This is a genomic window from Rosistilla ulvae, from assembly GCF_007741475.1.
In the GTDB taxonomy this organism is placed as follows: domain Bacteria; phylum Planctomycetota; class Planctomycetia; order Pirellulales; family Pirellulaceae; genus Rosistilla; species Rosistilla ulvae.
The window spans coordinates 3,961,142-3,981,702 of record NZ_CP036261.1; the positions used below are offsets into that span (position 1 = coordinate 3,961,142).

Genomic DNA, 20,561 nt, shown 5'->3' on the forward strand with positions numbered 1-20,561 from the left:
ATCGATTAGCCGCGCGAGGTATGTTGTTTGGTCCGCCGCCGGTCGAAGAACGTCAATTGCTGATACAGCATTTCCAGTCGTGGCGATTGGCCGCCGTGACGCTGCAATTCTCGCAACGGGTTGCCCACGATCGCTTCGACCTCCATCGGCCGGTCCTGTTTGAAGTCGACTCGCATGCTGCTGTCGTACGGGACCATCGCCCGCGTATCGTTCATCATCTTGTCGACAAACGCTTCATCGATCGTCTTGCCGCACTGCATCGCAGCAGTTCGCACGTCGCGGATGATCTGTTCGGCCAGGGCTTCCGATGCAGGATCGTTCATGATCTCGGCTGTCGATGCGTTTAACACGACCGACAAACCGTTGAAGGGAATGTTCCACATCAGCTTTTGCCAGCGGACCTTGATCAGATCGTCGACAGCTTCGGCCGGGATCGACGCACTTTGCAGATCGGCTTCGATCGCTCGAGTCAGGTCGCTGATCGGTTGCACCGAGCCGTCGGCGCGGTATTCACCAAACGCGATCCGGCCGTAATCGATATGGTCGATGTGTCCCGGTCCGACTTTGTTACTGCACAAGAAGCAACAACCGCCCAGGACGCGATCGGGCCCAACCACAGCGACCGCATCGGATTCGACGTGCAATCCATTTTGAAGCACCAGCGCCACGCCGCCGTCGCGCGTTGTGGCAGCCAAAATATCTGCCAGTTGTTCATTTGCTGTCGTCTTGATCGCCACGATCGTGACGTCGCAAGCCGGCATCTCGGCGGCGCTGCGGTAGGCGTTGACCTGCGGCAAATGGAAGTCGCCGTTTTTCGAATCGATTCGCAATCCGTGCTGCTGCACGTGATCGAAGTCCGATCGCAACAGGAAGTGAACGTCCAGCCCGGCGCGAACCATCAGACCGCCGTAGTATCCGCCGAGTGCTCCGGTACCGATGATCGCATAACTTCGCTTCGACGACATTCCGTTGTTCGCTCCTAAGTTAAGTTCCGATGGTCGCCTTTCGCTCCGCGAAAGAGCGTGCCCCAGAATCGCACTTTCGCACAGCAAAAGGCGACCGACCAGGCCCGCGACTACTTGCCCCACCGTTGATCGGCGAAGTCCATGTAGGCTTTCCAATCGAAGTCGGTGACGTTGTGCTTGCCGGTGCGGATGTGATAGCCCATCGTGTGCATAATCGGTTCGTTCACTGGCGGCAGTTCGGTTTCGCCGCCGATTCCATCGGTTCCCAGCAGCTGGTAGACAGGTGCGGCATGCACGGCGCTCAAGAACTCGCCGCGTGGATCGGCCCAGGTATCCCCTTGGGCACTGGCGATGTAGACGCTGCGGGGAGCGATCAATGCGACAAGCTGATGCTGGTCGACGGGGCACGCAGCTTCGTTGTCGTTGTATTTCGTGTAGTTGTCGCAAAACCAATGCGGGAAGCTTGTGTTGATCCGAGCAACCGTTTCGCCAAACGCGCGGCGGCTGATCGCCGCTCCGCCGCATCCCGAATCGTTGGAGATCGTGATCGAAAATCGCGGATCGGACGCACCGGCCCATAACGATGTCTTGCCTAGACGCGAGTGGCCGAAGACGGCGACCCGGTTTGCGTCGATCTCGGCATCGGTTTCCAGGTAGTCCATCGCCCGGCTCAATCCCCAAGCCCAAGTTGCGATCGATCCCCAGCCGTCTTTGGCGGGCGGATCATATAAAGCGTGGACACCGTTCTTGAAACCGTCGTCGAAGTCGGGGTCGATATCGCCGTAATAGATCGCCGCCAATCCGTAGCCGCGATCGATGATCGTCTCCACGGGCCAACGACTCGCCGACGCTCCGCGACTCGCTTCGGTCGCCCGATGGTCGACGACTCCCTTCTCTTTGCTCGACCGCATCCAACTCTCTGACAACACGATCGCCGGGTCGTCGGAGATCGAATGGTTGCCAAAAAAATTGAGGGTCAGGAAAGTCGGAACCGGCTGCTTCGCGTCGACTAGTTTCTTGGGCAGGTAGATCAGAATATCCATCGCCACGGTTTCATCGGCATCGAAGAAGACGCGGACCTGTTTCCGCGTCGCCTTGCCGTTGACCGCGTCGTCGCTCTGTTCGATGACTTTGAAGTGCAACCCTTCCGGTTTGCCTGGCGCCTTGCCGTAAACTTCTTGCAGGAACAAGTCCATGATCTCGTCGCGACGCTTAGGCCATTGGTCAGCCGACGTGACGGGAGTGCCATCGGCCATCACCAGCGGATCGGGTAGCGTGTAGGCCGGAACTTTGGCTTCGTCGTAATTGTAGCCGGCTGGCTGTGCCGACAGCATCGCCGTTGGGAGCGTCAACGCGAGGCAGAATGTTGCGATTTGCAGAGTCGTGGATTTTGCGGTGGTAGGCATCGATGCGGGATCTCCAGGAAGGGAATTTCAGTCCCACATGATGCTCGGTATCCCCAGGCGATGCAAGTCGCGGGGCTACGCCTTCGCTGGCGGCCAGTCTTGGATCTCCGCCACCTCGCGATTTGAATTGGCCTCCGCATCGCGAGCCACGTGAATCATCCACTTGCCGCCAAATCCATCGATGCTCCATAGACCTTGCAACGTCCCTTCCCCATCAAACGAACCGGGATAATCGACGCGGTGCGAGCCCAGGTACTGCTTCACCAACAGCGCCCGTTCACCCTGCAGTTGTCCGCTCAGCGTAAAAGCTCCCACGATATCGCGGCCGCTGCCCGACACCTGGCCTTCGCGGAACACAATCTGCAAATCCTCCATCGGTTGTCGGCCCAGGCCCTGTTGTTCCCACCAGCCCTCGCATCGCAGTCTGCTCATCGTTTGTAAAACCTCAAACACTCGAAAAACCTGGCCCCGGTGACGCCCGCGTTATTATTGCGTCGGCGGGGCAAAAGCCAAGTTTTTCGCGGATTGAATTCGACGGAGACCGTTGGAAATGCTGTGGCTGCGACGCTCGCTGCACCACGCGGAAACCGATTTCCCTCCGCGAAGCAGACCTGGCATTGGCGAGCGACTAAACTGATGGCCTTGAAATGCCCGCCCCCCAACTAAAGTTAAACTGAATCTTCTGGAGACTCGATCGATGGTTCGATTGCTATTTTGTTTCAGCCTTGTCGCTTCGATGGCGATGTTGGCGATTGCCGAACCGGCTCGCTTGTTGATGGTCACGCAGAGCGCCGGCTACCGCCACGGTCCGGTCAAACGCGAGAAGATGCCGCTGTCACCGGCCGAACGGGCGATCACCGAATTGGGTGTCTCCACCGGTCTGTTCCGCGCCGATTGCACGCAGGATGTCGCCGCCGACTTTACGAAAGAGAAGCTGCAACACTACGACCTCGTTCTGTTCTACACCACCGGCGACCTGCCGATCGCCGAAGAGGACCTCGACTACTTCTTTAACGATTGGCTGAAGCAGAAGGGGCACGGCTTTATCGGCACCCACTCCGCCGCCGACACCTTTCATAACTACAAGCCATACTGGGACATGATCGGTGGCACGTTTAACGGGCATCCTTGGGGAGCGGGATCGACAGTCACGATCACCGTTCACGATCAAGACCATCCAGCCAGCAAGCCCTGGGGCGAAGAGGTGACGCTAAAGGATGAGATCTATCGCTTTAAAAATTGGCAGCCCGAAAAGGTCCGCGTGCTGATGAGCCTGAACATGGCCAAGACCGAATTGAAAGAACCGTACCACGTCCCCGTGTTGTGGGTGAAGGAATATGGCGATGGCAAAGCGATGCACATGAGCCTCGGGCATCGCGAAGACGTCTGGACCAACGAGACCTATCTCGCGTCGCTGTTGGGCGGGATGAAGTGGATGTTGGGCCAAGAGCCGGGCGACGCGACGCCGAACCCCGAACTCTCGGCGGCTCAGGAATTAAAAGCCAAAGCGGACACCGAAGCTGCGAAGAAATAACGCTTCGTCTTTCGTTCAATTCGACGTGGCCGCGGCCGCGTCGATGAAGGACGTGTCGATTCCCAAATCGTTTAACAACAGCCGACTCGAGATTCGACTCGACTCGTAGATCACCGGCAGCCCGCTGCCGGGATGCGTGCCGCCGCCGACAAGGTAGACGCCGTCGAGTTCCTCGAACCGGTTCTGTGGGCGGCGATGCAACATCTGCCCCAGGTTGTGAGCCAGATTAAACGTCGCCCCGCGATAGATCTTATGCTCTCCCGACCAGTCCGCTGGCGTGACGATCTTTTCATAGACGATCCGGTCGCGCAGATCGGGCAGCCCGATTTGCGACAAGCGATCGAGCGTCAGTTCGCGGAATCGCGGCGTCTCTTTTGCCCAGTCGATGTTCGGATGCTCGTGACTTACGGGGACCAGAACGTACAGCGAGCGATGTCCCTCGGGTGCCAGCGTCGGGTCGGTCACGCCGGGGTTCTGGACATAAAAGGAAGGATCGTCGGACAGCCGGTGGTCGATCTCGATGTCGCGGAGATTCTGTTGGTAATCCCGCGCGATGTGGATGTTGTGATGAGCCAGTCCGTCGATCTCGCCTCGCACACCCAGATACATCATGAAGGTGGAGCAGGAGTATTTTTTGCCGGCCAGCTTTTTGTCGGCCCACCGTCGCCGCAGCCTGTTGGGGACCAGGTCTCGCATCGCGGCGGAGAAGTCGGCGTTGATAACGATCGCATCGGCAGCGATCGTTTCGTTTTCGGTTTGCACTCCGGTCACGCGCCGTCCCGAAAACTGCAGTCCCGTGACCGGCTGGTTCAAGCGAATTTGCACTCCCATCGCCTGGGCGATCTCCGCCATCCGCTCGCTAACCGCCGCGCAACCGCCGATTGGATGATGGACTCCGTATTCGTATTCGAGGAACGACAGGATGCTGAACAGACTCGGGCAGCGAAACGGCGACATCCCCAGATACTTCGCCTGAAATGAAAGCGCGATCACCATCCGTGGATCGCTGAAATAACGTTCCAGCTCCGACCCCAGCGACCTCAACGGATGCAGCAGCGGGAAGGCCCTTAATACGTCGGGCCGCAGCAGATCCAACGGCGAGCTGAACGGAGACTCCAGGATCGGGCGGAACCGCGCCAGCTTGACGCGATTGTCGTCCAAGTACCGTTTCAACTGGCCGGCATCAGCTGGTGCGAACTGGCGAATCTGGCGGTCCATCGCTTCGAGATCGTTCGACGCGTCGATCTGTCCCCCTTGGCCGAAGGTCAGTCGATATTGAGTCTCCAGTCGTCGCATCGGCACCTCGGTGTCGAGGTCTCGGCCAACCGAAGCGAAGATCTCGCGCAAAACGCGCGGGTACAAGAAGAAGGTGGGGCCGAGATCGAAGCGGAACCGATCGGCCTCGATCGCCGAGGTCCTTCCGCCAACTTGGCCGCGGCGTTCCAACACCGTCACGTTCAACCCGGCAGCAGCCAACTGCATCGCCGTCGCCAGACCGCCCGGCCCGGCACCGATAATCACAACGTTTCGCTTCACGAAATTCCTTGTCAGCGCAACCGCACTCGATAGCTTTCCATTTTCGTCCGCGTTGGACGCCAGCTCCTGTTGCCACCCCGTCGGACCGCGCGTTGCGGACGCTTCGGCATTCTTGGTGCAAGCGTCCAGTTGGCCAAACCGCGAGGGGCCCAACTTCGACGACAAGCGTAAGTCAATTGTGCGGCAGAGGATACACCCATTGCGGCGGAACAAACTTGTTCGAATCGGCGTTGCCTTGGGAGGAAAACAAGCTAGAATTCGGGCGTGACGCAAGCGAGCTTGTTGCGGGAGCGATCCCGTGGCGGCAGAGCTGTGTCGCGGTTGGAACGCAGTTTTTATTTGATTGCGGTTTAGCCATCCAAGAGGTCCTCTGAAAAGGGGGCGATCTGGATTCGACCGGATGAATAGAAGCGCGTGCTCGCGTGTCGTGGTTGATCAGTTGGCCACGTAAAAAGCTGATCACAATTTTTAGTTGCAGACGAAAGTTTCGCACTGGCCGCCTAAGAACAGGTAGCCCGGATCTTTAGATGACCGCCAGAGTCGTCTTCTGTATCCGTCACAATTCTGGATCGCTCGCCGTCCTACTCGAGACGCGGAGAGTTAAACAAGATTCGAGTTAGCGAACCGGGGAGCCTGTCAGGCAGCGCCTTGGTAAGCGAATAGTCTTCCTCGAGGAGACATAAATAGTTTGACTACACACGTAGACGGTGCCGTGGATGCATCGCGGGACGCGGGTTCAATTCCCGCCGCCTCCACTAGGGCCAATTTGCGAGAAATCGCAAGTTGGCTCTTTTCATAGGTTTACGGCGATTTCCTTGCTTTCTGAAACCCCGTAGCGTCAAATAGGTCCAGTCGGAGGTCCAATTAGATTGGTTTCCGGGTCCAATTAGACGCTAGTGGATAGAGCCAGGGAGTATCGCTATCAACCATTCCAGCGGCAAAATCACGCGACGGCACAAACGTCGCAAATCAGGTCGAAACGGCGACGCCAAGGGAGAGCGATTCTCGCTCCAGGGGAAGCCGTTGGCGGTTTCCACGCGAACTTACTTCGCTGGAACTCGAGGCTCGCATCTCACGAATGCGGGAGTTGTGGAACGACCACCAGCAGTTCTTCCTCAGCCAAGTCTTTGTGGATCCAGAGGTGTTGATAGGACTTCCGGAATTCGTCGTTGAGGTAGAAGCCCAGAGGCTCTTGGGACGGCAAACACCCCACCTCGGTTCGACAGCGGAAGGCGGCCGGGGACCAGAGGAAAGAGCGTGGTCCGCGTTTGGGAGCAGCGGAAGGAACGGTGGCGTCACCGTGGCTGGCCGTGAAGCCCAATGGTCGCCGCTTGCCCTGTGGGTCGCCGAGCAAATCAGGCTGGGCATCCGCCCCATAACCCTTCCGCCACTGACTGAACTCCTCCCCTCCATCTATCGCAGCAAACACGTCGACTACCGGTTTGGCTTTTTTACCCAGTTGTTTTCGGGGCCTCGCGATTCGCACCCGCCAACTATCGACGACTTGTCGTGGCAGGATGCTTTCAAGTTGCTCAACCGACTGACGGCAGCCTACCCATCGGTCCCGTGGACCATGTCGCAGCAACATATCGATGACACGGCTCGGTTCCACGAACAGGTGGCACGAGAAGCCATCGTTACCACCGCAAAGGTTCGTTCCCAAAAGCCCCCAACCAAGAACAGCCCCCTTATTCCGGGAACGTTTCATGAGGCCCTGCGAGAATATTACCAGCACCGGAAGGCTTACTTCACCAAGGCTGGTGAATTTGATGGCAGCGGCCATCACATGCTCGGAATGATTGATAACTTTCAGAATCGACAACCTGACGTGCCCCTGGCAATGCTGGACTTTACGCGTTGTCTGGAGATCTACGACTTCTGGAAAAACCGTCCGCTCAACCTGAGAACGAAGGGGCCGCTTTCTAAAAAGCACTGTGCAAGTCACGTTGGCGAGCTCAGAAGGTTCTTTATATGGCTTCACACTTCCGACAAGTTTGCCTGGCGGCGTCCCGAAGACTTCGACTTGATCGAAACGAAAGTCAAACGTCTGCCCTCCGATCGACGTTCGATCCAGGACATCGATCTCAAGACTTTCAGCGTCGAGCACCTCAAGCTTATCTACAAGCACGCCATGCCAGCTCAACGGCTGAAATTATTATGGTGCCTGAACTGTTCGCACGGTGCAGCCGAGATTGGGCGGGTCGAGTGGGAAGATCTGTTTCTGAATCAGCGTCATCCATGGACCAGTGAAGGCCTCAAGTTTGACAGCGACGATGATGACTCATGGTGTGGGCTATTACGGCCAAAGACCGATGTTGTCGGTTGGTGGTTGCTGTGGCCAGAAACCGTCCAGCTGACGGAGTGGTGGAACGCCGAACTCCAGCAACGACTCAAGCGTGAATTGAAGCCGGCCGAGCGAATGCTACTGACGAACACAGGAGCAAATCTCTATCGCGACTCATCCCGTAATGCTCAGACGTCATTTTCCAACGAGTGGCGTCGATTACTTTCTCGCGTTGTCAAAGCGGAGGGGAAGGGTGCGGTCCCCAGTCTCCCCTTCGGAACGCTTCGAGATCAATTTAGCAACTGGCTCGGTAGCGAACAGAATCGAGCCGTGCTCGCCAGCGTTGCTCTGGCACACGGCATCCCGCACAAGGGCGACAAATTGCTTTTCAAACACTACTCAAATCGCCCCTGGGCCCATCTCTTCGAGGCTCAGAAAGATTACCGACAGCATCTCCAGCCAATGTTCGACGACGTTCCCGACCCGCTCGTTATTCACGATCCACTGACGAGCAAAATCATGGATCACTGGAACGCGGGAACCCGAGATGTCCGAGTGATCGCAAAAGAGTGTGAGGTGCATTCCACCACCGTTCGACAAAAGCTGAAAGACTGTGGCCTCGCTTGAACTGCTTGCCCGAATTCGCAGTGTACCAGTCCTTGCGTCCCGCAATGTAGCTTCGGCAATAGGCGATCACGGTCGTCGGTAGATCCCGAACCACTCTCGCCTCGCACAAACCGAGGGCTGCCAGGCGACTGTGCAGGCCATTTGGAATTCGGTCAAGCCATTGTCGCGTGCTCTTGCAAGGCGTTCTGGAGCGATCTGAACACTCGATCAAATACTCGATGCTTTCCTTCGCTTCCTCCGCGTCGGCTTTTGCAATCGTCCCTAGACCGATCACCTTGCGTTTCTTGTTGAGGTAGAACCGGAGTTTCCAGCTGTCGCGTCCGTCTTCTGTCGCATGCTGCAGTGATGCCATTGTGATCCTCTCGTCTGATCGTGATTTGCTTTCCGCTTACAAGACTCGCCACGAGACGAGCCTTGATGTTTCCCGCCATTCACTCTTCGTTATTCGTGGAGAGTGCCGCCAGCACGGCTTCGATGTCGAACAGGACTCGCCGGGCGGCCCTGATAACGGGAATCTTCTTCTCGGCCATCAATCGTTCAACGGTGCTAGTACTGACACCGAGCTTCTGGGCAAGTTCTGCCTTGCCGAGGCAACGAGGCTGTTTTACCACTCGCTCCGCGATCATGTCGGCCAACTGTTCGAGCTGACCAGGCGTGAGAGGTGAATTCGCCATCGCTCAACCCTCCATTGCTGATGAAGTGGAATGAGCATGTTGGACGCGTTGTGCCAAACAAGTCGGACGGACAAGTAGTAGGTGAAGTGCGATCTCTCTTCGAGATGGAGCCGGGGCGTATTGGCTCTCTGGTTTGGCCATCTTGAAAACCCTGGAACAAGTGGTGTCTCAACCCACTCGTTGGGCCTTCCTTGCGGAACTTAAAACAATCCCCTTGTGGAATTGACCAATGACGGTCTTCAGGTTAGCATTGGCCTTCGGGGGTCGTTAAGGACCCTAGGGTCCTTTGCGGTCACGCAAAGGCGAATACTATCCATGCAGTCGCGAAACGCGACAGGAATTGATAAATGCAATGAACAAGCAAATGCCCAACGACAATTCAGCCAACAAACCGCTCACGAAGCAAATGAAGGTGTTCCTCTCTCATCAGGAACATGCCGTCGTCACGATGGCAGCCAACATGAAGGGCATGAACGTCGGCGACTACATGAAACAGGCCGTGATCAATCAGGCCAAGAAAGACGCCAAAGAAATGAACAAGATCATCGACTCGATCTAAATTCCGGAATTTTGAATCGAGGATCAAGAGCCCACTGAAACCAAAGAGCCCACTGAAACGATTGTTAACCAATGATCGCAACTTTGCCTTTTTCTTCCCTGATGACTTGCTCAAGCCGATCCATGCGATCCACATCGGAAGCAACCGCCTCACTCGACACTCTCTCGGGAACCGAGCTCCATTCGAGATTCTGGTTTCACAAAGAAGAGATGTTCAGAGACATAGGATGGCGGGAAGAACAATGGCCAAGTTCAGTGGAATCCTTAACTACTCAGCTCTAACAGAAGGAGAACAACTCAAACCCCGGATGGAGAGGGTCATCTATATGGTGTCTTCATCTATCTTCGATCCGCACTGCTAATCATGCGGGTGCCGTTCGAGGGATACACGCTTGAGGAAGAGATGCTTGCATTATTGTTTTTTTTTCCTCGGGCTACCGCCCGAACCTCATTTTTTTTTTCAACCGGGGCTGGGCATACGTGCTCCGCCCCGGTTCTTTTCCTAAGACCAATTCACATCATCAAGGGCCCGTACACCTGTCCTACCAATCCATTTCGCCTCTTCGGCACCGTTATCTTCAACGCAACTATCTTGGCAACCGATCGGAGGACGAAAGCCCACTCGATGCGTATCACTCCGACGTCCAGGAGTGGGCTCGCATCAAGAAAGAACGGATGCACCAACATTGCTACTCTTTACTCGAGGCAGTCGCCAGCCCTCGAATGTTAGCGATCGCAATTGACAACATCGGTAGACGGCGAATCATCCGTGATGAGTATGCCTCACTCCCAAACTGGTATCCCTGGGATTGGTTGCGTGAAATTAAAAACCAACTGCTCGACGGCAGCTTTCGACGCGGGAAGTACACAAAGTACAAAATACCCAAGCCCGGCAAGAAAGGATCCCGAACGATCGAGGTTCCACCAGACGAAACCCGTATCGTTGCTCGCAATCTATCCAACCTGTTGACGCCGATCCTCGACCCTGATTTTTATGATTTCAGCATGGGGTTCCGTCCCAAGCGGTCACCGGCCCACTGCGTGATGACTGCGAAATCAATGATTGAGCGAGGGATGCACCACATGGTCGCATGTGACATTCGTGACGCGTTCGGAACGGTTCCCAAGAATCGGATGCTGCAAATCCTGCGTTCCCGCCTTCATCAGTCACCAGTGATGGGGTTAATCGAAGAACTGCTTGACCGGAATCGCAAGCGTGGCATCCCGCAGGGGCTTTCCTTTTCGCCGATCTGCCTCAATGTCTATCTGGATCACCTGCTGGATCGTTGGTGGTGCAAGAACTTCCCAGACACGATGCTTGTTCGTTACGCGGACGATCTCGCAGTCTTCTGCGATACCCAGGAAACTGCCAACCAATGTTTTGATGCACTCCGAAATCGCATTGTAAAAATCGGCATGCAGATCAACGAAAGTTCGCATGAGGCGATTAACGATCTCGCATGTGGTGACCGCGTGAACTGGACCGGCTTCAACCTGCGATCGGTCAATGGAGAACTGCGAGTCAGGGTCAATGAATCCAGCTGGTGCAAGCTGGAGGCCAACTTGTTGGAACAAAAACACAAACACGAAAAAGATGAATCACTCACCGGCTTTGAAGTCGCGTCAATCGGGATGTCATGGATGACACAGAAGGCTCTGGGCGTCAGCAAAGCTGAGGTGCCGGTTGTGGCTGAACGCGTTCGTGTATTGGCCGATCAATGCGGCATGAATATGTCTGAGTTCACTGACGAAGCCGCTCAGGCAGCTTGGAAGACGGGCCGACGCGTAGCCGAGCGTGCTCAGGTGGACGTGTCGCATTGGCTTCCTGCTGTTTGATCAATTCAATGGAACCGGATGTCGCGTCCTGTCGAAAACTGCGGTTAAGCGGTTGGTCTCAGCAGGGGGATGCGATGCGGTTGGCTCGTGAGCCTTTTCTTCGGTGGGTTCCTCGCTGACCAGTTCCGTGTGCGACTCCATTCGCGGGGCAAGAGCACGGGGCGTGGTCAAAGCCGTGAGGGCCTTCTCAAGGCGTCGAGCAGCACGCTGTGACGCCTCAACCTGGAATTTGGGCAACTCGATGCCCTTGCCGACGCACCTCGCCTCAATCAGACCATGGAAGCCCTGCTCAAGATTCGCGGCAACGACATGGTCAACCGTCAGTCGCTCCAGATGGCTGCCGGTGCCCTCTTCTATCAATCCTTGCCGAAGTTCTCGGGCACTCTTGAACATCACCTCTCGCTCAAACAAATCAGGACCCGAGACGGCACGAATCCATTCCGTTTGAACTTTGGCCGCAACGTGACCGTGTCGGCTGAACAGGTCTGGATTTCCCTGCATCGCTTGGCGAAGCGTGACTAACGCATCTCGGTCGCCGCCACGACACCGGCGAACCGCTTCTTCCAGAGCCACTTTTCCGGAAGCCAATTCACATGGTCCCAAGCCGTTGTCTCCCTGCTCCTGATTCTCGCATTCTGCAGACTTGATCATCTGACCGCTCCTTCGCTTTCGCTATCCTCGGCTTTTGGGGTTGTGATACCCGGTGGCATAAAGGTGGGCTTCAAAGAGTAATCGTGTTGAGCTCGCGTAATCCTCCGCCATCGAGTCGAGCTCAACGATCACTTCTCGAAGCTGCGAGTCTATTTTCTTCTGACAAGCCTCCGACTCCAAACGGAGCGATTCCGTCTTCGCACGCAGTCCCTTGCCGAAGTATTGTTTATGAACCCGGCTATCCGACATGCGTTGGCAAAGATAGAAGTATCTCCGACCGTTTCGACGCTTCTCCCACGCCACGTTGCATTACACTCTCTAAAAGTCCCGGTTATACAATTGATGCACGAAACATTGTATCGAAGGAACGGTATCCAGTGAACGCGAGTTTGAGTGACAGAATCAAGTTTTGTGGTTGTCGATGATTGGTGACGAAGGTCGAGTACCGGAAATGTGAATTCTACTGGAAGATTGCATTGTTGATTTCCTGCTCGTTGAAAAAAACTCTAACATAAATCGCATCAAAGGAAACGCTGTAGATATTTGACCGCAGGGATGCCAAAAACTTTGATGATTCGCAAGACACGCCAGTCGAATTGGCAATGGATACCTTACATTTAGCTTTGCGATCTTCCCTTTAGGCTCCTGACGCTCTTTAACAATTTCTAGCCGGACCTGCGGATTCGCGTCGAGATCCAGTTTTAGCGAGCGAGTCCGTGGAAGAAATCGCCTGCAACCATGCCCCAAAAGCCTGGCAGTCGTGGCGACACTGCTTAATTAATCCTTTTCCGTAACCGCCAAATGCGGTCGCTAAGGCCTGGAAGCGGTCACCGATCCCGTCAAACCGGGCTGGTTTCCGCATTCAGGAGGTTAGCCAGGCCGATTAACGAGCCGAATATTGACAAAATGCGTCAATAAGTTTCTCCGTATGTGTGTGGTTTCGGGAAGAGATATAGGGCCAACCGCCTCAAGAGCAGCGTCGGGTTCTGATTCTGAACCACTCACCCTCCCTCCCGGCGAGGGTTGCGGTAGATCCGTTGCGGTGTGCAGGCGGTACCTGCATGCTGATACCTAGAAAGACATTGCAGGCTGTGGGCTTTTTGGACCCCATCTTCAGAGCTCCTGGTTGGGCCGCTGACGTCGATTACAGCCATAGGGTCCAAGGAGAGGGCCTGGAGCTCTACGTGAGCCACAGGGCCATGCTGTGGCACCACGCGGGATGTGGAGGTCTCTCGGCCACTGAGATCTACGGAGATCGCCGAAAACGGGTCGCTAGAGGCCTCCGACAGGCCAAGGAGGACTTAGAGACCAAGTACAGCCCAAGCTGGCGTGAGGTGCTCCCTATGCCCTCTAACGCGTACGGCAGGTAATCCGCTATCGCAGGATAATCGCACGGTGCGATTAATGATCACAAATGGGGGACCATGATAACTTGCGAATATTCGCAAGTTATCATGGTCTACTTTCCTACGGAAAGTATCCCAGCACGCGGTACACGTACACATAGGCCCTTTTTGTGTACCATACGCAGATAACCTAGGCACGACATGAACCTTCGTGGGAGCCCCTTGGTGGTGTAGTCGTGTACAGCATAGGCCTTCGTGGTAGACTCTTAGTGTGGTTGTGTGCACCAAGGCCCTTCGTGGGATCCTCTTAGCTTGAAAAGAGGACAGATGAGATCAAAGGGCTACGCCCGCCTTCGTGGCATACGCTTAGTATACGAAATAAAATAGATAGATAGATGAGAGCGTTGGATTGAAATCGCCTTCGTCGACAACATGAATTGGACGACTTTTTTGGCCGTTTAATTTTTTCGTTTTAAACCATCCCCCGAGACAGTTCCTGAAAACTGCCCGGGATACTTTCTGAAAGAAAGTAGACCATGATAACTTGCGAATATTCGCAAGTTATCATGTACCCTTCTTTTTTTGACTTTCTTGCACTTGGAGGGCCATGCCCCGTATTGCAAAAGGAAACTAACTATGAACGAAACCCCGTTGAAGGGGACGATCAAACACAAGTTGACCATGCTGAAGGCTAACCCGCCAATTCAGCAGCTTACTCAGGACTGCATACTAGCTAACTGCGAGCCGGACGTTCCTGAGCCCTGGTATGCTGCTGCGAGACTCCAACTCTCGATACGTTGCCAGTATTACCGGGCCATTGAGAAAGACCCTAGCCGAGCTTTGCATTTTACCTACGCTCTCAACTGCCCGCCGAGTGGGTTCCACGTAAAACCGATGACTGACAAATGTTTTTACAACCACATTTGTCCTTGGTGTTTCTCGCGACGACTGGTGAGTATCTACGATGCCTTAATGCGGCCGGAACCTAAAATCCGGAATTTACACGACCTGCTAGTTTGATATCGGGAGGAGGGCATGTGGATTTTCAATTGACTAACGTGGGTGAGTAATTTTCTGAATTGGCGGGTTTTCCTTCGGCATGGTCAGATTGTGCTTGACCGTCCCCTTCGTTTTATCATCCATCGGTAGTTTCCTTTTGAAGCTGTTGAGTTGGTTTTCTTCAGTCGCCTTCAAGCGGCTCGTGTTGTTCGCAGAGATCAGGTCAGTCATTGATCTTTCGAACCAAAATCGGTGAGGGCTTTTAATTGGCTGGTCGCTCACGATCTATGTGGAACTTGCTCCGCCGGACTCACTCGGTGGATATCAAAAACGCGTAACACCTAAGGCTGCATCGGACGATTGCTCGTGTGACTTCTTGGGCAGAGGCTGCGACTCCAGTCGAGCTGCCGAGTTGGAAGTGCTGCGTACCTACCGTGCCGGGTGTGTCGAGGTCTTTAAGGGGAAACAAATCCTTCCCGTACGCCCTTGCCCCACACGGCAGCCTGATCGAGCCTTGCAGTCCTTCGGGCGGTTGACAAATTGCCGATTCTCCAGACGGCGAACTATCAGCGTGGATTTGACTTCTCGTCGCCACGACCGTTGAGTCACTTGCTCTCTTCATGATGTTCGTTCAGTCGGCTACTCGTCCCTCGCGACCTGTGCCATCGAATTTTGCTTGCAACCGGATCCCAAACTTGCCAAGCTAGACCCAAGACAGACGGGGGCACCAGCGATAAGTCCCTGCCGAACCGGCGAGAACACCCCATCTGTCACCGAAGCCCCCGAAGGTGCAACCGTCGTGAATACTTTTCTCCCGCCCTTATCTCCGGACCAACCGGGCATAATTACATCGTTAGTTCTAAAGATAATCGACCATGCGTGAATACTTCTATCAGACGTTTCCGTCGCAACTCGCAAGACTTGAGTTTCTTCGCCCAAACAACACTGTGCGTGAAAACATCATGCGAGACTCCGCCGTGGTCTTCTTTGGGGGCCCAAATTGGGACTCTGTTCGAGCCGATTTGGCTCCAATTCCAGATGATGATCGCTCGAAGTTCATTTTGTCACTCTTTATGATCGTGATAACCGATCAGGCACTGCATACATACAATCGTGATTCATATGACGCCTGGCGAGCCCAAACGAATTACCCGAAGTTTGGGTCGTCCGGCTTTGGCCCGCACAATGAGAATCCGTTCAAGATTCTGTGGGCTCCAGAGCGTGAGCAAATAGTCGATGTCGATCAAGTTCTGGCGATTGTCCCACAGTTTGTAAGGTTCTTAATTGACGAAACACAGAGTTTTTTCGGCCAACACATTCCAGACGTAGACGTAGTGGCATATTTCGATGCAATCCGCCGTGATACAGGATATGCATTCAATCAGGGAATGGTCGTTCCAGCAGTGAAGGAGCAATTGGAGGCCCTTACAATGCCGTGACCCGGAGCACTCATTCACGCGGCAACTAATATCAACGTCTTCCGTTCGTGCCCGATTACGGCAGACGTCATGCGTCACTCCGAGAGTTCGCACCTAGTTTACTCAAACATCTGACCTTAACCGGAAACCAGAAAGGTGTGATGCCCTTCACGAGGCAGGTCACGCCGTCGTTGGCATTGCAAAAGGCTTACGGTTGAAGCACGTAACCGCTTCAGATTTGGTCAGCCTTCCGCCACACTGCGAATGGGAAACCAGCCAGCGAGAGATGCTCATTCCGCAGTTGCATGACGCGGATCTAAACGCCAAACTGTAAATTGAAGAACAACTTGACGCATAATCTCCAAGCTTGGCAAAAAAAACGTCTGACGGAGTCAGTGTTGATCGAAGTTGGCACAGAGAACCGACTGGCCGATCTCGAGCCGCTGAAAACGATGCTGTAGGCGAGCGAACCGACGGAAGATCGTTAAAGCCCGCTCCTGTCATTCAGAAACCAGAAGCCCGACGGCCTCGCTCACCCAACCGCTGTGCCAGTCGTGCTTCCGCTGCGGACCGTCGCGGTATTCGTGCGGAATCTGCAATTTGTCGAGCTGAGCATGGGCCTGCTGGTGATGCTCTCGGAAGTTCCCGTACCCAGTGAGAATCAGCCGCTTCTCTCCCCGCAACTTCTCGGCGTTCATCTGGATCAGATGGTCGGGACGGTAATTGTCAAAGCACTCCTGGGCACCCAAGATATCGCCGGTGCCGTATTTTCCGATCTGGGTCATCATCAGCGGTGCATCCCATGCAGCGGCCCGGCCAAAGTGGTCAGGATGCCGAAGCAGCAGAGTAAACGCTCCCCAGCCCGACTTGCTGAAGCCGAGCAACAAGCGATTCCTCGGCTCTTTCGACACCGGATAGGTCTGCTCGACAATCGGGAGGACGACCTTCAGGAAATGGCTCTCCTGGCGTAGCTCCGACTTCGTGGGGTGGTCGGCGTACCAGGGCAAGTTCGAGAAAGTGGGGGCAACGAAGAGCACGCCATGCTTGTTGTGAAGATCGTGTTTCTTCACTTCGAGAAGACCGTCGCCAAATCGATTTTCTCGGTCTGGCTCGACCGGCAGAACGTAGACGACCGGGTATCGCTTGCCGTATTCGGTTCGATCCGGCAGTAGCACTCTGATCTCGGTGCGTCCCGCTTGATGGGGAGACTCAACAGCGTGAACGAGAAAACCCTGCTGGTCACGCTGAACTTTGGAAATTTCGATATCCTCGTCGCCCAGTGCAATGAGCGGCCCAACGAGGATGAGCAGGCTGCAGACAATCCCACCAATTTTCATCGCTTCTCGAACTCCTTACGATCCAGTACGTCCCCGTCGAGCCCCTTGATTTCGACCGTCATCGTTCCCGCCTCCCGGTCGAAGGTCAGCAGGACATAGCTGTCTTCGCCCGCCAGAAGCTTCGAGTGCGGGTATGGATACTGATTCCCCGTGCCGCTCAGCGACGTGTTGTAGTAAGGGAAGCCATCGACCTTTGCCCGCTCGGCATAATACCCGAAGCCGGTAATGCAAAGCGTTCCCTTGCGAAAAATGTCGTGCCATTTCCCTTTTGCCTGATTCCGGATGCTGGCGTTCCGCTCGTTGTAAAGCGTCACGACGAAGGGGTTGGGCTTCTCCATCAGTCTCTCGTACCACCGGAATTGCTCCGAGTCCTCGCCGAAGGCCTGGCAGGTCTGCCAGGTCGTCCCGAAATCTGAAATATGGTTGAAGTCGAGTGCGACGAACCGCACGCCGAACTGCGGCACGTCGAAGTGCCACTTCCATTCATTGCCGGGAAGCTCGAAGAAACGACAAAAGGCGGTCGCTTCAACGTCACAGACCGGCTCGGCGGGAGGCTTGCTGCCACGGGTGCGAATCTCCCGGTCGTGATTGCCCAAGGCAGGCAGGAAAGGAATCGAGCGAAAGAGCTTCGGGTAGGTGTCGATCAAATCGGCATACGGCTTCACGCAGTCCTTCTTCTCTTCACCGCACGTCTGCCAAATGCTGCTGATCTGATCGCCCGCCGCCAGCAAAAGGTGGGGATCGTACTTCAGAATCGCAGAGAGATCGGGCTTCCGCTGCCAATCGGCTGCGACGGCCCCGTTTCAAAACATGGGGCTGAACATTCATCTGTTCAGTCGCGTTCAGCGGCCACTGCCCCTCGCTCCCCTCCCTGGCTGTGCTCTCCTGTACACTTTGTTAGTGTTAAGAGACAAGAAACACGTCGGGTTGGCTTCTGCTGTTAGGTCGCCAGGAAGTATTCTGCAGGCGTGAGAGACTTTATCGTCGCTAAACAACATCGCAATCGGTCCGTGTGGCGACTGAAGATTGCCTCGCAATTCTCGGACGACTTTTGCATTCATTAATTTCCATCTGATGGGCACCTCCAGGGCATCCCTATGAGCTTCGAGCAAATCGACTATCGATACTACCTGGAACAGAACAGGCTCAAGGAGAGCGATCGATTCCAGCCAGTTTTTGAAGCCGTCGAAAACGCCTTCAATGCCATCGAAGAACGCAGGCGGATAGAGACCGGTCCACCGGGCGGCAAGATCCGCATTCTAATTCACCGCGATGATTCACAGCGAACTATCGAGGCCGGTGATCTGAAAGGACAATCGACGCCACCGGAACTAACTGGGGTGACGATCATCGACAACGGCATTGGATTTCGCGATGAGAACTGGCAAGCATTTAAGACCGTCTACACCTCACATAAGCGGAGACTTGGCGGCAAAGGTGTTGGGCGTTTGAGCTACCTCCAAGCGTTCGGTGAAGCGACCGTTACGAGCACGTTTGCAGAGGCGGGCAAATGGAAGCAGAGGAGGTTCGCGATCACCCGAACGCCCGAGGGCGTCTCCGATGACACAGTCGAATTTTTCGCTGATGCAGATTGTGAAACCATCGTTGTCCTGAAACACTTCGAGCAAAAGTATAGAAAAAAGGCACCGAAGCACCTCGATGCAATTACCAGAAGCTTTGTTCAACACTTTTTCCAGCGTTTCAGCGTCGATGATGGCATCTCATGTGAAATCACCGACAAATGGGATGATAGGGAAATTGACCTGCATCGTTTTTGCAGCGAGGAGTTCATGATTCGAAAGCAAGAGCAAACGATACAAATCAACGGCCACGACCTTTCAATCACCCACAGCAAGTGCAAAACGCGAGTAGCTGATAAACATGAGGTCATGCTTTGTGCCAATGGTCGTGTCGTGACGCAGCACGACGTTCCAAAGGGAATTCTGCCGACCAAGAAAAAGCTCGACAGTGCCCAAGGCGGATATTTTTACGTGGCGTTTGTCAATGGCTTTGTGCTCGACAGCAATGCAAACCCCGACAGACTTGGATTTGCACTTGAAGACGTCTCGGAGGATGGCGATCTGTTTCCGGACGATCTGCCAACGATCCAGATGATTGTCGATGAGGTTAGTAAAGCGGGACGCGAGTTTCTGGCGAGCGACATCGATCCACTCGAGGCGGAACATCGGAAGCGAATCATCGAATATTGCAATAAAAAACTGCCCTACATGCCGCTGTTGACCCACCGGATTGAACATCTGATGCAGATTCCGTTCGGCCTGTCTGAGCGAGAGTTCGATAAAGAGGTGTGGAGTATCTATAGTGACTGGAAGGGGGATATCCGCAAACGTTTTAGACAAATGTCGAAAACCGTTCGCGAAAACACGGACCAACTAAGGGAGTTCACCGAGGGGTATCGCGAGATCATCCGCGACATGGGGCAAATGGCAGTTTATGAGTTAGCCGAATACGTAACGGATCGCAGGGCGGTCATTGACTTTCTTGATGCAAGCATGGCTCAGGACGGTGACGGAAAATTTCGCGATGAAGATGCGATTCATGACATTTTTTTCCCTCGTAAGCAGACGAGCAACGATATTGCATGGGACGAATCCAATCTTTGGCTAATTGACGAGCGATTAGCGTTTCAGCAGTTTGCTGCATCCGACATTCCGCTTAGGACCATGGGTCTCGACGGATCCGTATCTAAGGACCGACCAGATGTTGCAATCGCCTACGACAAAATGTTCGACGCAACTTTTGCTTTTGGCGACAAGCAACCGCCTTTCTCATCATTGACTTTGATTGAGTTCAAGAAGCCTGAACGCAAAGACTACAACGAAAAAGAGCACCCGGTTGCTCAAGCTTTGCGATACATCCGCGAAATCCGCGAAAGCAAACTCATCATGCATTCTGGCCGCAGGTTTCGGATTGAGGAAAATTCTCCCATCCATATCTACGTGATTTGCCATATTGTTGAAAATCTAACTAAGTACATGTCTGGATACACGTATTTTGAATCGCCGGACGGCCAGGGATTTACTGTGCATATGCCTCGTGAAAATGCACTCTTGCAGATCATTACTTTTGAAAAGCTAATTGCTGATGCAAAGAAGCGAAACGAAGTGTTTTTTCGAAAGCTTGGGATTGATGGCGATATTGAATTGAGGTCTGCCGACGAGTCGGATGAAGAGGCAGCCTAGGAACCTGCACAAAGTTTTCTTTGAAGTTGACAATCAGTTCCCCCCCCCTAAACATGCCTCCGGCCTTACTTCGGTTGCTGCGTTAATATCGATAGCCCGATCGCTGACTTTGATACGTTTGGAAGACGAGAGCCGTCGACCAAGCTTCTCGCGAATCAACCTTTTTGGTTTGCTGTCTTCTTTCGCT

At 54.4% G+C, this 20,561-nt stretch carries 15 protein-coding genes and 1 other RNA gene; 7 read left to right on the forward strand and 9 right to left on the reverse strand.

Annotation, left to right across the window (positions count from 1 at the left end):
• Positions 1-5: 5 nt before the first annotated feature.
• The 3 genes from EC9_RS13955 to EC9_RS13965 all read right to left on the reverse strand — a co-directional run bounded on the left by EC9_RS13955 (position 6) and on the right by EC9_RS13965 (position 2,803).
• Positions 6-965: a putative 2-dehydropantoate 2-reductase gene (locus EC9_RS13955; protein ID WP_145346148.1), complete on the reverse strand. Its 960-nt coding sequence runs from the start codon at positions 963-965 to the stop codon at positions 6-8.
• 110 nt (positions 966-1,075) lie between these two features.
• Entirely contained in the window at positions 1,076-2,371 is a 1,296-nt protein-coding gene (locus EC9_RS13960) for an alpha/beta hydrolase family protein (protein ID WP_246105672.1), read from the reverse strand.
• Positions 2,372-2,446: 75 nt separating this feature from the next.
• A complete protein-coding gene (locus EC9_RS13965) occupies positions 2,447-2,803 on the reverse strand; it encodes a hypothetical protein (RefSeq protein WP_145346150.1) in 357 nt (118 codons plus the stop codon).
• A gap of 265 nt (positions 2,804-3,068) precedes the next feature.
• On the opposite strand from EC9_RS13965, the gene EC9_RS13970 reads away from it, so the two are divergent.
• Complete coding sequence (locus EC9_RS13970; RefSeq protein ID WP_145346152.1) at positions 3,069-3,905, forward strand: ThuA domain-containing protein; 837 nt, start codon at positions 3,069-3,071, stop codon at positions 3,903-3,905.
• A gap of 15 nt (positions 3,906-3,920) precedes the next feature.
• Here the strand turns inward: EC9_RS13970 and EC9_RS13975 are convergent, their stop codons facing one another.
• Positions 3,921-5,441, reverse strand: coding sequence for a phytoene desaturase (locus EC9_RS13975; protein ID WP_145349150.1), 1,521 nt, complete (start codon positions 5,439-5,441; stop codon positions 3,921-3,923).
• 377 nt (positions 5,442-5,818) lie between these two features.
• On the opposite strand from EC9_RS13975, the gene ssrA reads away from it, so the two are divergent.
• Together ssrA and EC9_RS13985 are read left to right on the forward strand one after the other, a co-directional pair.
• Positions 5,819-6,199: a transfer-messenger RNA gene (gene ssrA / locus EC9_RS13980) on the forward strand.
• 329 nt (positions 6,200-6,528) lie between these two features.
• Complete coding sequence (locus tag EC9_RS13985) at positions 6,529-8,352, forward strand: hypothetical protein (RefSeq protein ID WP_145346154.1); 1,824 nt, start codon at positions 6,529-6,531, stop codon at positions 8,350-8,352.
• A gap of 431 nt (positions 8,353-8,783) precedes the next feature.
• On the opposite strand, the gene EC9_RS13990 is transcribed toward EC9_RS13985, so the two are convergent.
• Positions 8,784-9,026 (reverse strand): helix-turn-helix transcriptional regulator, encoded by a 243-nt coding sequence (locus EC9_RS13990; RefSeq protein WP_145346156.1) that lies wholly within the window; start codon positions 9,024-9,026, stop codon positions 8,784-8,786.
• Positions 9,027-9,378: 352 nt separating this feature from the next.
• Here EC9_RS13990 and EC9_RS13995 point away from each other — a divergent pair, with 352 nt between their 5' ends.
• Together EC9_RS13995 and EC9_RS14000 are read left to right on the forward strand one after the other, a co-directional pair.
• The gene (locus EC9_RS13995; protein WP_145346158.1) at positions 9,379-9,585 is read left to right on the forward strand and encodes a hypothetical protein; all 207 of its coding nucleotides are present in this window, start codon (positions 9,379-9,381) and stop codon (positions 9,583-9,585) included.
• Between the two features lie 722 nt (positions 9,586-10,307).
• Positions 10,308-11,420 carry a reverse transcriptase domain-containing protein gene (locus EC9_RS14000; protein WP_218934130.1) on the forward strand — a complete coding sequence of 371 codons (1,113 nt, stop codon included), beginning with the start codon at positions 10,308-10,310 and terminating at the stop codon, positions 11,418-11,420.
• On the opposite strand, the gene EC9_RS14005 is transcribed toward EC9_RS14000, so the two are convergent.
• Positions 11,421-12,071 (reverse strand): hypothetical protein, encoded by a 651-nt coding sequence (locus tag EC9_RS14005; protein WP_145346162.1) that lies wholly within the window; start codon positions 12,069-12,071, stop codon positions 11,421-11,423.
• Between the two features lie 2,399 nt (positions 12,072-14,470).
• The gene (locus EC9_RS26550) at positions 14,471-14,647 is read right to left on the reverse strand and encodes a hypothetical protein (protein ID WP_218934131.1); all 177 of its coding nucleotides are present in this window, start codon (positions 14,645-14,647) and stop codon (positions 14,471-14,473) included.
• 644 nt (positions 14,648-15,291) lie between these two features.
• Between EC9_RS26550 and EC9_RS14010 the strand changes: the two genes are divergently transcribed.
• Positions 15,292-15,855: a hypothetical protein gene (locus tag EC9_RS14010; protein ID WP_145346164.1), complete on the forward strand. Its 564-nt coding sequence runs from the start codon at positions 15,292-15,294 to the stop codon at positions 15,853-15,855.
• 479 nt (positions 15,856-16,334) lie between these two features.
• On the opposite strand, the gene EC9_RS14015 is transcribed toward EC9_RS14010, so the two are convergent.
• Both EC9_RS14015 and EC9_RS14020 read right to left on the reverse strand, forming a co-directional pair.
• A complete protein-coding gene (locus EC9_RS14015) occupies positions 16,335-17,171 on the reverse strand; it encodes an alpha/beta hydrolase-fold protein (protein ID WP_145346166.1) in 837 nt (278 codons plus the stop codon).
• Positions 17,168-17,902, reverse strand: coding sequence for a metallophosphoesterase family protein (locus tag EC9_RS14020; RefSeq protein ID WP_218934132.1), 735 nt, complete (start codon positions 17,900-17,902; stop codon positions 17,168-17,170). Before EC9_RS14020 ends, EC9_RS14015 begins: the two co-directional genes overlap by 4 nt.
• Positions 17,903-18,268: 366 nt before the next feature.
• On the opposite strand from EC9_RS14020, the gene EC9_RS14025 reads away from it, so the two are divergent.
• The gene (locus tag EC9_RS14025) at positions 18,269-20,374 is read left to right on the forward strand and encodes an ATP-binding protein (protein ID WP_145346168.1); all 2,106 of its coding nucleotides are present in this window, start codon (positions 18,269-18,271) and stop codon (positions 20,372-20,374) included.
• Positions 20,375-20,561: the final 187 nt, after the last annotated feature.